Annotated in this window: 13 protein-coding genes; 5 read left to right on the top strand and 8 right to left on the bottom strand. The window is 61.1% G+C overall.

The genetic code is table 11. From position 1 onward, the window contains the following. Positions 1 to 8: 8 nt before the first annotated feature. Positions 9 to 938 carry a LysR family transcriptional regulator gene (locus G3O01_RS22390; protein ID WP_205807512.1) on the bottom strand — a complete coding sequence of 310 codons (930 nt, stop codon included), beginning with the start codon at positions 936 to 938 and terminating at the stop codon, positions 9 to 11. 162 nt (positions 939 to 1,100) lie between these two features. After that, entirely contained in the window at positions 1,101 to 2,381 is a 1,281-nt protein-coding gene (locus G3O01_RS22395; protein WP_205807513.1) for an MFS transporter, read from the bottom strand. A gap of 416 nt (positions 2,382 to 2,797) precedes the next feature. On the opposite strand from G3O01_RS22395, the gene G3O01_RS22400 reads away from it, so the two are divergent. The 4 genes from G3O01_RS22400 to G3O01_RS22415 all read left to right on the top strand — a co-directional run bounded on the left by G3O01_RS22400 (position 2,798) and on the right by G3O01_RS22415 (position 7,496). Further along, positions 2,798 to 3,805, top strand: a complete 1,008-nt coding sequence (locus G3O01_RS22400) for a transglutaminase family protein (protein WP_205807514.1) — start codon at positions 2,798 to 2,800, stop codon at positions 3,803 to 3,805. Between the two features lie 294 nt (positions 3,806 to 4,099). Continuing rightward, positions 4,100 to 5,428, top strand: coding sequence for a DUF2254 domain-containing protein (locus tag G3O01_RS22405; protein ID WP_205807515.1), 1,329 nt, complete (start codon positions 4,100 to 4,102; stop codon positions 5,426 to 5,428). 5 nt (positions 5,429 to 5,433) lie between these two features. Beyond that, positions 5,434 to 6,111 carry a carbonic anhydrase gene (locus G3O01_RS22410; RefSeq protein WP_205807517.1) on the top strand — a complete coding sequence of 226 codons (678 nt, stop codon included), beginning with the start codon at positions 5,434 to 5,436 and terminating at the stop codon, positions 6,109 to 6,111. Between the two features lie 209 nt (positions 6,112 to 6,320). Next, positions 6,321 to 7,496 carry a porin gene (locus tag G3O01_RS22415; protein ID WP_205807519.1) on the top strand — a complete coding sequence of 392 codons (1,176 nt, stop codon included), beginning with the start codon at positions 6,321 to 6,323 and terminating at the stop codon, positions 7,494 to 7,496. A 42-nt stretch (positions 7,497 to 7,538) separates the two neighbouring features. Here the strand turns inward: G3O01_RS22415 and G3O01_RS22420 are convergent, their stop codons facing one another. After that, positions 7,539 to 8,528: a zinc-dependent alcohol dehydrogenase family protein gene (locus tag G3O01_RS22420; protein WP_205807521.1), complete on the bottom strand. Its 990-nt coding sequence runs from the start codon at positions 8,526 to 8,528 to the stop codon at positions 7,539 to 7,541. A gap of 166 nt (positions 8,529 to 8,694) precedes the next feature. Between G3O01_RS22420 and G3O01_RS22425 the strand changes: the two genes are divergently transcribed. Then, positions 8,695 to 9,573 (top strand): LysR family transcriptional regulator, encoded by an 879-nt coding sequence (locus G3O01_RS22425; protein ID WP_346779214.1) that lies wholly within the window; start codon positions 8,695 to 8,697, stop codon positions 9,571 to 9,573. 59 nt (positions 9,574 to 9,632) lie between these two features. Here G3O01_RS22425 and G3O01_RS22430 read toward each other — a convergent pair whose 3' ends face one another. The 5 genes from G3O01_RS22430 to G3O01_RS22450 all read right to left on the bottom strand — a co-directional run bounded on the left by G3O01_RS22430 (position 9,633) and on the right by G3O01_RS22450 (position 15,403). Then, positions 9,633 to 10,589 carry a dienelactone hydrolase gene (locus tag G3O01_RS22430; RefSeq protein WP_205807525.1) on the bottom strand — a complete coding sequence of 319 codons (957 nt, stop codon included), beginning with the start codon at positions 10,587 to 10,589 and terminating at the stop codon, positions 9,633 to 9,635. A 173-nt stretch (positions 10,590 to 10,762) separates the two neighbouring features. Continuing rightward, positions 10,763 to 12,223: a xylulokinase gene (gene xylB / locus G3O01_RS22435; protein ID WP_205807527.1), complete on the bottom strand. Its 1,461-nt coding sequence runs from the start codon at positions 12,221 to 12,223 to the stop codon at positions 10,763 to 10,765. A gap of 30 nt (positions 12,224 to 12,253) precedes the next feature. Next, on the bottom strand, positions 12,254 to 13,147 hold the full coding sequence (locus G3O01_RS22440; RefSeq protein ID WP_205807529.1) for an AraC family transcriptional regulator: 894 nt from the start codon (positions 13,145 to 13,147) through the stop codon (positions 12,254 to 12,256). Between the two features lie 56 nt (positions 13,148 to 13,203). After that, complete coding sequence (gene ugpC / locus G3O01_RS22445; protein ID WP_205807531.1) at positions 13,204 to 14,364, bottom strand: sn-glycerol-3-phosphate ABC transporter ATP-binding protein UgpC; 1,161 nt, start codon at positions 14,362 to 14,364, stop codon at positions 13,204 to 13,206. A 4-nt stretch (positions 14,365 to 14,368) separates the two neighbouring features. Then, positions 14,369 to 15,403, bottom strand: coding sequence for an NAD(P)-dependent alcohol dehydrogenase (locus tag G3O01_RS22450; RefSeq protein WP_205807533.1), 1,035 nt, complete (start codon positions 15,401 to 15,403; stop codon positions 14,369 to 14,371). Between the last annotated feature and the right edge of the window lie 6 nt (positions 15,404 to 15,409).

Raw genomic sequence — 15,409 nt, forward strand, 5'->3', positions numbered from 1 at the left:
TCAACCGCCTAACGTACCCAGCCGCGCTCGATGAGCGGTACATCCCAGCCCGGTTCCTGGCCTATCCAGTCGGCCAGAAACTCGACCAGCGCCTTGACCTTGAGCGCCTGGCGTTGCGTCGCCGGATACACGGCAGCGAAGTTCAATGGCGAGAGCGCATAGTCGACCAGAATCGGCACAAGCGAGCCATCGAGCAACGGCGCACTCGCCACCAGCGTGGGCAGGCACACGACGCCGCCACCCGACAGCGCGTAGTCGCACAGCAGATGCACAGAGTTCGAACGGATCATGCCGGGCAGTTCCATTTCGAAGACTTCGTCACCGCGCGTCATCGTCCAGTGATTGCGCGACGGATAGCCGGAATAGAGTGCCGTCGTGTGCTGCAGCAATTCACGCGGATGCTGCGGCACGCCATGCGCTTCGATATACGACGGCGCCGCGCAGAAGAGCCGCCTTACCGTAAAGAGGCGCCGCTCGATCAACGACTCCGAGATGGCGGGAAAGATCTGAAGCGCGACGTCGAACCCTTCTTCGATTGGATCGACCACACGGTCGTTCACGATGATGTCGAGCTGGATGCCGGGATAGCGCCGGTTGAATTCTCCCAGCACCGTGCCGAAGTGACCGAGCGCGAACCCTGGCAGCATCTGGATACGCAGGCGTCCCGTGGGTGTCGCCCGCAATTCGCGCATCTGGTCGGTCAGATCGTTGACGCGCCCCACCACCTCCGCGCACTCACGGTAGAACGCCTCGCCGACTTCGGACAGACGCACGTGACGCGTGCTGCGGTGAAACAATGGCGCGTTGACGAAGCGTTCCAGTTGCTGGATGCGGTTCGTCACGACCGAACTGGTCACGCCGAGTTGCCGCGATGCCTCGGCAAAACTGCTTGTTTCCGCAACCCGCACGAACGCCTCGATACTCAGAAAACGATCCATGCCGCTTCCTTGTCATCGTGTACAGCACGTCAGTTTAACCGTGCTGACGCGCTCCCTGGCTTCGATGACAGCGGCATGCGTGACCACAAACGACAGCGCGCACGACGTGCCGCTTCTTCCCGAAGCAGCGCATCGTGCGCGTGGAGAGCGGTATCGGCGGCGTTATTCGAATTGCTCCGCTGCCGGGAAATCGACCGCCGACGGATTGCGGCGACGCAGTGCGGCGGGTGCGGTCTCCTTGAGCAGCAGGCTCACGCCGATGCCGAGCACCACGGCGCAGATAGGCAGCCACAATATGTTCTGAATGCCGAAGCGGGTCGCGACGAAACCGGCAATCGCAGGCGCCACCCCGCCGCCAAAAATCTCGCCCGCACCAACCACGATGCCGATGGCCGTCGACACCATACCCACGGGTGCGGCCTCAGTCGCGACCGGTCCGGAGAGCAGCGATACGAGGCCCAGCGTGAAGAACGCCGCCACGAACAGCACGGCGAACAACGCAAGCGGCTGCGCGCCGAGTCCGCGGAACACATACAGCATCACCGCCGTACCCGCGAAGCCAACCACACTGGCAAAACGCCGTCCCACGATATCGGACAACCCCGGCAAGCCAAACTGGCCGACAAATCCCCCAAAGCCGATCGCCGACACCACGATGCCCATGCGCTGCGTGTCGAGCGCCAGATACTCGGTCAGATAGAGCGGCAGCATCGCGCCGAGCACGAACACACCCGTCATTGCACAGAACAGTGCCACCATCGCGACGCGGATATTACCGCTCTTCAGCACGTCGCGCCAGTTGCCGCGCTGCGGTTGCGCGACCGCCTGTGCTGCCGGGCCGGACGGCACCGATACTGCCGTAGGCTTCGGTTCACGAATCACTCGGAACATCAGCAGACCGAGGATCAGCCCAGGAATGGAGACAAGCGCGAACACCCAGCGCCAGGTCATGACATTAAGCAACTGCGTGGCGATGATCGGCGAAAGCGCCAGCCCGAACAGTGCGAATCCGCTTTGCTGGAGTCCGAGATTGAAGCCGCGGCGCTTCGGATGCGAGGCGTCCGCCGTCGCGGCGAAGCTCGTCGGGCAGAACGACCCTTCCGCGACGCCCATCAGGGCGCGCACTGCGAGCAGACTCGTCAGTCCGCCCGCGACACCCGAAAACCCCGACAAAAGCGAAAACGCGATGATCGCGGGAATCAGCACCTTGCGGCGTCCAAACCTGTCGGAAATACCGCCCATCAGCGCGGCGAACACGCCCCAGGAAAGCCCCAGGATGCCGATGCAGTTCCCGACGTCCTGAGCGGTCAGATGCAACTCCTTCATGATGGACGGAAAGAGCGGCGCGATCAGCCAGCGGTCCAGGCCCACCAGCCCGAATCCGAGGGCGAGCAACGTCACGGCTTTCCATTCGTAGGACACGTCCCACTGGTTCGATTTCATCCTTGTCTCCTATGGCAAATTCGACGGCGTCCGCGTGCAGCGTGAACTGCCGATGGCATCGCAGCGCCGATGCCGGAAGAATGGTCCAGGTGTAACGCGGAAAGAATGCGACAACGGCCGAATACGTCATTCGCGAAACGCAAATAATCGCCGCGCCGTGCCCGTGAGGCGCGCCGCACAACGCCTTGAGCCCAAGGCGAAAGCCGTTGGGTACGGCTTCCCGTCCACCCCAGGGCTACTCCGGGTAGACGTGCACGCGGTCCGGCGGCGGCTTGCCTCGCCCAAGGGGAAGCCCACGCCCGCCAGTCCGCAGAAGGCCAGACGATGTGTGTCAGGGTGAAGCTGTCAGTGGCATCATTGGCGTGTCAGCCGGCACGTTTGACGTCGCCGCTGTCTCATTGGCCCGGAGGCCACCCATGTCCGTCTTTCTCGAAGTCGAGCACGTCACCACCTATCGCTACAACAAGCCGGTGGAGTTCTCCCCGCACCGCGTGATGTTCCGGCCACGCGCCGCACACGATATCCGCGTGCTGTCCGCCACGCTGGAGGTGTCGCCGCACAGCACGCAGTACTGGATGCAGGACGTGTTCTCCAATTCAGTCGCGGTCGTCGAGCCACGCGTGCCGGCCGACGTGCTGGAGCTTCGCGCGCACTTCGTGATCGAGCATTTCGGCGTGAAGAACCTGGAGTTACCGCTCGCGCCCGAAGCCGAGAACTACCCGTTCCAGTACACCGACGACGACCGGCTCGATCTCGCGCCCTTCCTGCCGCCGCAATATCCAGCGGATCAACCGCTGCTGCGCGACTGGGTGGCGCAGTTTCTTCCGCGGCGCGGCACCATTCACACGCGCGACATTCTCGCCAACATCAACGCGGCCATCCGCAGCGACTTCCGGTACGAGTCGCGCGACGCGATGGGCACGCAGCCGCCCTCCGAAACGTTGAACCAGCGCAGTGGCACGTGCCGCGATTTCGCGCTTCTGATGATCGAGATAGCTCGGGGACTCGGACTGGCCGCGCGCTTCGTGTCGGGCTATCTGTACGACCAGGCGCTCGACACACCGGCTCCGCCCGTCGTCCGCAACACGGGGCTGCAGCAGGGCGCGAAACAGATCGAGAGCCGCGACGAGCCGCTCGTGGTCGGCGCCGGCGCGACCCACGCATGGCTGCATGTCTTCCTGCCGGGCGCCGGCTGGGTGCCGTACGATCCGACCAACTCGCTCGTCGGCGGTACGGATCTGATCCGGGTCGCGTTCACGCGCAAACCGGAGCAGGCCGCGCCCGTGTCGGGTTCGTGGTTTGGTGCGGCGCAGGATTTCGCCGGTATGGATGTCGGCGTCAGCGTGCGGCGCATCGAGCCGCCCACCGAGCCGGAAGTGATCGGTGAAGATGCTGCGCCCGATGCAGTGCCCGCTGCATCTTGAGCCCGTAGCGGGCACGCTTCGGCTCAACCGTCTCGGCGTGGACCGGTCGCCAGGCTGGTTCACGTCAGTCGATTCCCCTCACTCCTCCCCTGTTGGACCAAGGTCTCATTGACCGGCCTGAAGTTCAGGTATTTGATCGTATAAGGAACGCTCACGCGTCCGCAGCCCCATTTTCGCCAGCAGGCACTTCCCACCACTGCAACAAGCGACCGTGGCGCCAAGGCGGCCTGGTCGTGAACGCTTCTTTCATACCCCCTGATCTCCGCTGCCATATGAATCGTAGGGAGATTGCACATGGACTGGAATCGCTGGTACAGCTTAAAGAGTTACCTGAGATCTTCGCTATGGACGGTGCCGCTCATCGCAGTGGCGATCTATGCGGTCGTCAAGCCCCTGACCGAAATGCTGGGAAGGTGGATGATCAGTCAGGGAATCCTCGATCCAAAGACCGGCTTTCTTGGTCTGTCGATGACTGGCGCGCGGTCGTTGGTCGGCGACATCGTTTCCGCAGACCTGGCGTTTCTGGTGTTCACATTCGGCTCACTGCTCGTCGCAATCCAGGTTGCGGGCGGGCAGTACACGCCGCGGATCATCGCGACAACGCTCCTGCGCGATAACACTATCCGCAGTACTTCGGGATTGTTCGTTTTCACTCTGCTGTTCGCCAATAGAACGCTGGCGTGGATGGGTGAGAATGAGGTCCATCAGCTTCAGGTGTTCATTGCAGGGCTATTCGGATTCGCTTCTGTCGTTGCTTTCCTTTTTCTCATCGACTACGCCGCGAAGTTCCTGCGTCCCGTCAGCCTCGTGGCTCGCGTTGGAGAACAAGGCATCGCCGTCATCGAGAGTGTTTATCCCGCTCCGAGTACCGGTGTCGTTACTCCGCCGGAATGCGCCAGAAGTCGAGGCGTACCTGATCGCACTGTTCACCATCGCGGCAAGTCCGGAATCGTTCTGGCCGTGAATCTGGAAAGGCTGGTCGCCAAGGCGCGGCGTGCCGGCGTCGTCATCGAATTCGTGCCGCAGGTAGGCGATTTCGTCGCAATGGACGAGCCTCTGTTCTATTTGTATGGGAACGCTGGCGCCATCAATGAAAGAATTCTTCGCACGCTTGTCGCTTTTGGCACCGAACGCACGATGGAGCAGGACCCGATGTTCGCGTTTCGCATCCTTACCGATATTGCACTGAAAGCACTGTCGGCGGCGATCAATGATCCGACCACGGCCGTGCTTGCGATCGATCAATTGCACCGGCTATTGCGCGTAGTGGGCAAACGGTCTCTGCACGTCGAAGAAATAGCAGACAAGTCGGGGCAAGTACGCGTGATCTTGCGAACGCCTAATTGGGAAGATTTCGTCCATATCAGTTTCCGCGAAATCCGACAGTACGGCGCGAGCAGCATTCAGATCGCGCGGCGTCAGCGCGCCGCCATAGAGAACCTGATCCAGAACCTGCCGGCGCATCGTCACGACGCATTGCTTGTCGAGTTGACGCTGCTCGATCGCGCGATCGCCTCGAAGCATCCATTTCCTGAAGACCTCGCGTTGGCCCGTATCCCGGACTCGCAAGGGCTTGGAGGCTCCGCGGCATCGACGACCAGGCAACCCGCCCCAACGGAGTAAAAGCCATGCGCAAACTCGTCATGGGTATCGTCGAATTCCGCGAGAACATGCTGCCGCAATACGCGGAGCGGTTCAGCAAACTCGCTCTCGCGCAGAAACCCGATGCGCTCTTTGTCACATGCTCGGACAGCCGGGTCGTGCCTGACCTGCTTGTCTCGACCCACCCTGGCGACCTCTTTACGATGCGCAATGTGGGCAACCTGATACCACCGGCGACCGCGGAAGGCATCTCTACGGGCGACCTTTCCGAAGCGAGTGCGATCGAATACGCGGTCCTTGTTCTGAAGGTCGCGAATATCGTTGTGTGCGGGCACTCCGAGTGCGGTGCGATGAAAGCCGTATATACACGCAATGCCCGACTGAAAGCGCCGAACCTCGACAGATGGCTATATCACGCAAGCAACGCAGCGTTTCGCCTCGAACAGGAAGGTCCGCTCGATGACAAACTGAACGCGCACGATCAACTGTCGCAACTCAACGTTCTCGTGCAACTGGAGCATCTGATGACTTATCCGATCGTCCGCCAGCAGGTTATGGCAGGCGCACTGGTATTAAGCGGCTGGTGGTTCGACATCGCGACGGGCGACATGTATGCGTATGAACGCACGAGCCGCTCATTCGAAGTCATCGATCGCGCGATGGCTGAGCGGATCATTGGGCGTCTTGCCGCGCGGGTGCAGTGACTGCGCATGAAGCGTGGGATCTCCTGACGACGCAATTCGAACCGGGTATTTCAGATTGGCAGTTCCGATTGCCGTCGCATAGAGTGTGTATAGAACATTACGCCATTTCCTGTCGATGATTCGCGCGGCTACATGCCCGCAGACATCGAAGTCTGTGTAGAAAGCGTTCCGGGAAAATCGTTTCTCCCGGTCTTGGCTGGAGCAGGCAAATGAACAAGTTGCTGATAACCGGTGCGACGGTGATCACACTGGCTGGCGTGGTGCATGCGCAAAGCAGTGTCAATCTCTACGGTCTGATCGATGCGGGTCTGACTTACACGAATAGCCAGATATCAGGAACCGGCGGCGGACACAGCAACTGGGAAATGACGAGCGGTTCGGTTCAGTACAGCCGCTGGGGTTTGCGCGGCGCTGAAGATCTCGGCGCAGGATTGAAGGCCGTCTTTACGCTGGAGAGCGGCTTCAATCTTAACAATGGACAGTTCTCGTCGAACAACCGAATTTTCAATCGCGAGGCGTATATCGGTTTGTCGAGCCGCGAGTACGGCGCGCTCACACTGGGTCGTCAAACCGACAGCATGGTTGACTTTGTCGCACCGCTTTCGTTGACCGGCACGGAATTCGGCGGCACGCATTTCGCACACCCGCTAGACAACGACAACCTGAATGACTCGTTTCAGATCAACAATTCCGTGAAGTATATGAGCCCGAATTTCATGGGCTTCAGGTTCGGTGCGCTGTATGGCTTTTCGAACCAGGCAGGTGGGTTCGCGAACAATCGCGCGTACAGCTTTGGCGTGTCCTATGTATGGGGAGCGCTGAACTTCGGCGCCGGCTATCTCCAGCTCAACAGTTCCGCGCGCACGCCTGGACAGTTGAATACGAATGGCGCTGTCACCGATACAACCGGCTCGTCGCTGCAAGGCGCGCTCACGCCCTCCTCTGTGCCTTTAGGCGTGCTGGCGAGCAGTCAGAAGACTTTTGGTGCTGGCGTGAACTACACCTTCGGCCCGGCTGTGGCGGGCTTCGTCTACTCGCACAGCAAGTTCGCGCAATTCTTCCAGACCGGGCTGAGTGGAACGTTCCAGAACTTCGAGGGCAACTTTCGCTATGCGCTGACGCCTGCGGTCGAACTTTCGGCCGCGTACACGTACTCGCGCGCTGGCGGAAATGGAGGCGGCGGAATTCCCCACTGGAACCAGGTCAGTGCGATGGCAGACTACCGCCTTTCAAGGCGCACCGATATCTACGTTCAGAGCGCGTGGCAACGGGTAAGTCCAAGCGGCACTTCACCATTGGGCGTTGCATGGATCAATGGTGTGAGTGCCCCGTCCGCCACGACCGACCAGATTCAGGCGACGTTCGGCTTGAGACATCGCTTCTGAAGCTCTGGTAACGGAAACTGCATTTGCGCCGCAACTATTGCACTAGACCGTCACCACGATCTTGCCGATCTGGTTTCCGGCTTCCATATATCGATGCGCTTGTGCAATTTCATCGAAGCTGAAAGTGCGATCGATCAAAGGCCGTAGCGCGCCTTCCGCGAGGCCCCGATTAATGAACTGCTTCGCTTCCTCGAGGCGTTGCGGATCGGTCGATATTTCGAAGAGTTCATAGCCACGCACCGTCAGATGTTTTCCGAGAATATCCATGACGGGCACAGGAATATCACGTGCGTCGAGCGCCCCGTACTGGAAGAACGTACCGCCGTGACCGAGCGCCTGAATCAGGCTCTTCGCTTGCGGACCACCGACGGGATCGAAAACCATCTTCACGCCCTTTCCGTCCGTCACATCGAGCAGTTGCTCACGCAGTGCCGGGTCATCGCCGATCAAGACGTGGGCAGCGCCGCCTTGCAGCAAGGCATCCTTTTTCGCGAGGCTGCGGCTCAAGGCGACAGGCGTTGCCTTCACATAATTTGCAATTTGAATCGCAGCCATCCCGACACTGCTGGCCGCAGCGCCGATGACGACCGTTTCACCCGCCTTCAGTCCACCAAGACTGATGAGCGCACCGTAGGCCGTGGTGAACGCCATCCACGTTGCGGCGGCTTCCTCGAATGAAACGCCGTCGGGTGTTCTGACCACCGCAGACGCGGGTGCATTGACGACCTCTCCGTACATGCCGTAATCGGCGAATGAAAATGCCGGGATGACGCCAACGCGATCGCCTGCCGCAAAAGCTGTGACGCCCTCGCCTACTGACACAACTTCCCCGGCGGCTTCATAGCCGAGCCTGGCGGGAAAAGACGGCTGAATCACGTATTCGCCGCTTCGATACATCACTTCAGCGCGATTGATGCCGAGCGCCCTCACTCTGATCTGCACTTCGCCTGCTTTTGGCGCCGGGACATCGATATCTTCGATTTGCAGAACCTCGGGCCCACCTACGCGATGAAAACGAACCACTCTCGACATTTCGCTACCTCTCGGATGATGAATGGAAGGCAGCAAACAGGGCCGCCCGGTGAGGAAAGTCTAGTCATATCCCGCTAGTCCAGTAAGCGGTTAACATTCCAGAGATTCCATCCCTCAATTCCTTAATCCTGCTATGGACGAATGTTTTGACGGCATACGCGAGTTCGTGACCGCGATCGACAGCGGAAGCTTCTCGGCCGCGGCGCTCGCGCTCGGCGTGACCGGCTCGGCAGTGGGCAAAAGCATCTCGCGGCTCGAAAAGCGTCTCGGCGTTCAGCTTTTGCACCGGACCACGCGGCGCATCGACCTGACGACCGCGGGTGAGACCTTTCTCGCGACGTGCCGTCGCGTGCTCGATGAACTTCAGGAGACCGAGGCGCTGCTCGCAACTGGTCGCCAGCAGCCGGTCGGACGTGTACGTGTCGATCTGCCCACCACCTTCGGTCGACGCCACGTCGCGCCGGCGCTGCTTCGCCTCACGCAGCGTTATCCGCGTCTGGATCTGTCGATATCGCTTCAGGACCGCCCGGTCGACCTCGTCGGCGAGGGTATCGATCTCGCGGTCCGTATCGGCCCGCTCGATGACTTTCCCGACCTGGTGGCGCGCAAGCTCGGACAGCAACGGCTGACCATCTGCGCGTCGCCCGCCTATCTGGAACGGCGCGGCGTGCCCGCTTCCATCGATGAACTCGTCGATCACGACTGCCTCGTCGGATGGCAGCGATCGGGGCGGCCGGGGTGGCTGGTCACGCGCGACAAGGGCGAGACCGCGTATATCGATGTGCAGGGCCGTCACGAATTAACCGATGGCGATACGCTGCTTGCTGCATGTATCGCCGGATGCGGGCTGGCTCAGCTTCCTGGTTGGTTGTGTGCCGAGGCTTTGGCGTCAGGGCAGTTGCGCGAGGTGCTGCCTGAACTGTCGGCCACGATGTCGATTCATGTCATCTGGCAGAAAACACGGCATCTCCAGCCGAAGGTGCAGGTGATGGTCGAGGAACTGGTGAGGCTGGCAAAAATCGAGGCAGCGGTATTCAACGCATGAAATCAGGAGGCACTCACACGTCAACAGTGCCTCCTGCGTGACGGACAATCCTCAACGATCTACCGGACATTAGCCTCGAAAAAATCCCGCACCGTCAGATCGAATTGCTGATGAAACGCTACCCGATCGAAACCATTTCCATCGACGCAAATGTCCGGCACGTCATGCTTCATCGTCACGGAACATGGCGCCAGAAAAGCAAAGTGCGCAGCGTCGTGCACAAGGTGATAGTCGGGTTTATGCGGCAACGCGTCCGCGAGCGCGGGACTGGTTTCTGGCAGCACGCCATCGCCGCCGAATTGAGAAGCCCATAACTGGATAGGCGCTTTCACGTTTTTCAGACTGCCCTTGTCCGGAAACTCATTGAGTGGATCGGCGACGACATAGGCTTTGATCCGTGCATCATGCGTGAATGAAATCTGCGGCATCTCGTGGCGACGGATCTGCTCGCAGATACGCAATTGCGGGTCCGGGCATGGCACATTCGCGTGCACGAAATCGGGATCACCGCCGGCCAGCACGAGTCCCGTATAACCGCCACGAGAGAAACCAAAAAAGCCGATCCGTTGCGGGTCGATTCGTCCTGCGTCGGACGAAGCGCCCAGCATATAGTCGATCAGGCGTTTGATATCCATCGGCCGCTCGACGAACTCCGATAGATCGGCGGCATGACTCATATCGGTGAAGGTGTCGCCGGGATGATTGATTGCGGCCACAACAAAGCCCGCGTCGGCCAGTTCTTCCGCCAGATCGTGATGTCCGAGAAACGATCCGCCGTGCCCGTGCGAAATCACCACCAACGGCAGCCCTGTGCCGACAGTGGCGCAGTCACGCCGCCCTTTGAGCATGTACGGTCCGACGGGTATGTCCTGAGACGGCTCGGCGCACGGCGTCCAGACCATTGCGCGCAACGCCGGGCCATTGGCGTCCGCGGGAATCTGAACAAACTTGATCCCTGCTGCGTGCGCTATTGCAGTCGTTAAACAGAACAGCACTGCCGATATGAATGTTTTCATATAGCCTTCACCCGCAGTCGCTTTGTCGATGACGCTCCAGTGTGCGGCAGAGTGCTGCTGTCGTTCAACCTGTAAAGCGAACCGGCCTGCGCTGCGCGTTCATCCCACAGAATGCAAAAGCGCCCGCGGGACATTGAAATCCCGCGAGCGCTTTTGACAGGCCACACACCTCGCTATGCGGCAAATTCCTGCTTCAACGCACGATACAACCTGCGGTATCGCCCAAGGCGCTCATCCAGCAACGCGCGACGCTCTTGCACCGGCTCGCACACCTCCACCACAGGCGGCGCTGTCAGCACGGCAAGCGGATCGTCGTTGCTCGCGGCTAGCCGTGCGAGCCGCGCGGCACCCAGCGCGCCGCCAACCTCGCTCCCTTCGTGCCGGTTCAGAGGAAAGCCCAACGCAGTCGCACACAATTGGCCCCAGAACGAACTGCGCGAACCACCGCCAACGAACGATGCCGATTGCAGTTCCGTTCCCGCATTGCGCAGCGCCGCATAGCCGTCGGCCATCGCGAAGGCAACGCCTTCCATCACGCTGTATGCCAGATGTTCGGCACGATGCGACGCCGTCATGCCAAAGAACACGCCTTTAGCGGCCGCATCGTTGTGGGGCGTCCGTTCGCCGTTGAGGTACGGAAGGAATACGGGTGGATCGCCGTCCTGTCCGTCGGGCGCGATCCGCACGAGTTCGGACACATTCGTCTTCAGCATGACTGACAGCCACTCCAGACTCGCGGCCGCCGAAAGAATCACACTCATCTGATGCCATTGCCCCGGCAGGCAGTGGCAGAACGCGTGCACGGCTTCTTCAGGATTGGGCGCATACCGCGCCGTGCTCGCGAACAGCACACCGGATGTTCCCAGCGACAGAAACGCGTCACCCGGCTTCACCACGCCGATTCCCACCGCACTCGCCGCGTTGTCCCCCGCGCCGCCACACACGACGACGCCCCCCGGCAAGCCCCATTCGCGCCGCAGTTCGTCGCGCAACTGCCCGGCGGCTTCGCTCCCTTCGACGAGCCGCGGCATGTTCTCCCGCGACAGCCCGGTCGCCGAGAGCATCCGATCGGACCAGTCACGTCGCGCGACATCGAGCCACAGCGTTCCCGATGCATCCGACATGTCCGACACAAACTCGCCCGTCAGCTTCCACGCGATATAGTCCTTCGGCAACAGCACCTTCTGCACCGCACGATAAACAGCCGGCTCGTACTTCGACAGCCACAGCAGCTTCGGCGCCGTGAACCCGGGCATCGCGAGATTGCCGGTAATGGTTCGCGAGTCGGGAACGAGCGCCTCCAGTTCGACACACTCCGCATAGGCGCGAGTGTCGTTCCATAGAATGGCCGGCCTCAGCACATTGCCGCCGCGGTCCAGAAGCGTCGCGCCATGCATCTGCCCCGACAGGCCGATCCCGCGCAACGCGGCGAACTCAACCGGATGCTCCGCCCGCACCGCGCCGATCGCATCGAGCGTGGCGTTCCACCATGATTGCGGGCTCTGCTCCGACCAGTGCGGATGCGGGTTGTCGACGCGCAACTTCACGCCTGCCGTCGCGACGACATTCGATTCATCGTCGGTGAGTACAACCTTGACCTCGGAAGTGCCAAGGTCGATTCCAAGAAAACTCAAGATCCGATTCCTCTCATTGTGGGTGCGACCTCAGGCTGCGTCCCGATGCTCGTGACGCGCAACTTCGTTCAGCCGATGCAGCGCGCGGAAGCGCGAAGGCGGCATGTCCTTTTGCGCGAGAAACTGCCGGTTGAAGTTCGACACATTGTTGAACCCGACGCGATAGCAGACATCCGTCACGCTGAGGTCCGTGCACATCAGGAGTTCACAGGCCTCATTGAGCCTGAGCCGGTTCTGGTACTGGATAAAGGTGCAGCCCGTGTGACGCTTGAAGAAACGCGTGAAGCTGCTCACGCTCATGCCGGAAAGCTCGGCCACATCCGTTTCGCGCAGATTGCCCGACAGGTTCTGCTGGATGTACGACAGCACCTGATTGATCGTCGACGACATGTAGCGCTGTGCGTTCACATCGTACGAAGGTCCGGCGAGCAACCGCCTGTCAGCGCAACCGATCAGTTCCTCGAGAACCGACATCAGCAACGCGACGCGGCGCGCACCATGGGCTGTCGAAAGCGACTGCATGCAAGGGATAATCGCGTGCCCGAGTGCGTCCGGAAACTGAAGCCCGCGCGAGGCCTGATCGAGCATGCCCAGCACGGGACTCAATTCGGCAAATGCGGCCACCATCCGCTCGACGGCCTCGCGCGAGAATTGCAGCACGAGGTCGCGCGAGGGCACATCGGTGACGGCACCGTCGTCGCTAATCCAGTTGTGCGGCAGATTCGGTCCGGTCAACACCAGGTTGCCCGGTCCGAAATCGCCAATGAAATCGCCCACGAAGAACTTGCCCGTCGACGCACGAATGACGTGCACTTCGTACTCAGGATGGAAGTGCCACTTCGCCACGCTATGCGGATAGTCGTGGACCCATGCCCGAAACGATTCGTCTTGCCGGGTGTGCACCAGTTCCAGATCTGGATTCATTCATTGTCTCCTTCTTTCCGCTCTCGCCGCTTTTTCCGGTCTTTCAGGTATGTACGCTAATGTACTCCGGCTGCGGATGCTGCCTTCTGAACGCCCGCGTGTCCCGCCTCGTTGGCAGACGCGAGCGTCAGATTCTCTTCGGTCTGCGCGTCGAATACGTGCAGGTCGCGGTTGTGAAACTCGAGCGTCACATTCGCGCCGACATGCGGCAGGCTGCCAGATGGTATCAGCGCGGCGATCCGCTCGCCTGAGCATTCCACCGTGACCAGTGCATCCGCGCCGAGCATCTCGACGAGTTCGACGCTGCCACGGATCTTCAACGTATCGGCATTGCCCGCGCCATCGGCGATCCGCACGTAGTTCGGCCTGACCGCAACCTTCACGGCCTGCCCTGCATACAGCGTCGAAAAACGCGGGCCCGCGAGCGTCCACGTTTCGCCGTTCACGCGTGCGGACACGGCATCCGCCGATCGCTCGATCACGCCCGGCAGGAAATTCATGGCCGGCGTGCCGATAAAGCCCGCCGCGAACAACGTGCGCGGATAGTGATAAAGCTCGCCCGGCGTGCCCGCCTGCTCGATTCTGCCGCCACGCATCAGGATAACGCGATCTGCGAGTGTCATCGCTTCGAGCTGATCGTGCGTGACGTACACGGTTGTCGTCTGCAAACGTTGGTGCAGGCGCTTGATGTCCGTGCGCAATTGCGCGCGCAGCTTCGCATCGAGGTTCGACAGCGGCTCGTCGAACAGGAACACGTCGGGCGTCTTGATCATCGCCCGTGCAATCGCGGCGCGCTGCTGCTGGCCGCCTGACATCGCGCGCGGCTTGCGCTCGAGCAACGCGTCGAGATTGAGCATCGACGCCACTTCGCGCACGCGGCGGTCGATTTCCTGCTTCGGCGTCTTCAAACGGCGCAGCCCGAACGCAATGTTGTCGTACACGTTCATATGCGGATAGAGCGCGTAGTTCTGGAACACCATCGCGACATTTCGCTCGCGCGCGGGCACGTCGTTGACCACCGTTGCGCCGATCGACAGATCGCCGCCAGAAATGCCTTCCAGACCGGCGATCATGCGCAGCATCGTCGACTTGCCGCAACCCGAGGGTCCGAGCAGCACGACAAATTCGCCGTCGTCGATCTGAAGATCGAGCGGATGCAGCACGGGCGGGCCGCCCTCATAGTGCTTGGTCAGCCCTTTGCAGACAATATTGGCCATGGCGTTAGTCCATTTCGATCTGGATTTTGACGTCTTCCGGATGACCCGCAGCCGCTTCTTCGAACGCCTTCACGCCTTCCGAAAAGGAAAACTTGCGCGAAATGAAGGGCTTCACGTCGATCATCCCCGAGCTGATGAGCGCCAGCGCGCGTGGAAAGATGTTGGCGTAACGGAACACGGATTCGAAACGCAACTCCTTCGCCTGCATCGCGACCACATCGAGCGCGACAGGGCCGGGCGGCATGCCGACGAGCACCACGCAGCCGCCGGGACAGGCATGATCGAGCAACGTGTCGAACACCTTCGCGTTTCCCGACGCCTCGAACACGACGTCGGCGCCCCAGCCTTGGGTCACATCTGCGACCACATCGGCGAGCGACTGCCCGGTGACGTTGACCGTCGTGACGGCTGGGTTATCGGCGAAATGCTTCAGCTTCGCGCCGACCACGTCGGCGAGAATGACGCGCGACGCGCCGCCCGCCAGCGCCGCCAGCGCCGTCATCGCGCCGATCGTCCCTGCACCAATGACGACGGCCACGTCGCCCGGTTTCATCGCCGCCTTCTTCGCGGCCTGCAAGCCAATCGACAAAGGCTCGACGATCGCGCCCTCTGCAAACGACACGTTGTCCGGCAAGCGGAACGTGAACGCCGCAGGATGGACGACGAACGGCGTCAGGCAACCGTGGATCGGCGGCGTCGCCCAGAAGCGGACGGCGGGATCGAGGTTGTACATGCCGCGCATCGTGGCGGGCGAATCGAACTGCGGCACGCCCGGCTCCATGCACACGCGGTCGCCCACTTTCAGATGCGTGACGTCCGCGCCGATTTCGACGACCGTGCCCGATGCTTCGTGTCCGAGCACCATCGGCTCTTCGACCTTGAACGGCCCGATGCGGCCATGCGTGTAGTAGTGAACGTCGCTGCCGCACACGCCGACCGTGTGGATCCGGATCTTGACATCGCGAGGGCCGACGGCCTGCGGCAGTTCGATGTCGCGCAGGCTCAGTTCGCGGGTGGCTTCCAGTACAAGTGCCTTCACTACAGT

Origin of the sequence: Burkholderia sp. Ac-20365 (genome assembly GCF_017104715.1) — a bacterium.
Taxonomy (GTDB): domain Bacteria; phylum Pseudomonadota; class Gammaproteobacteria; order Burkholderiales; family Burkholderiaceae; genus Paraburkholderia.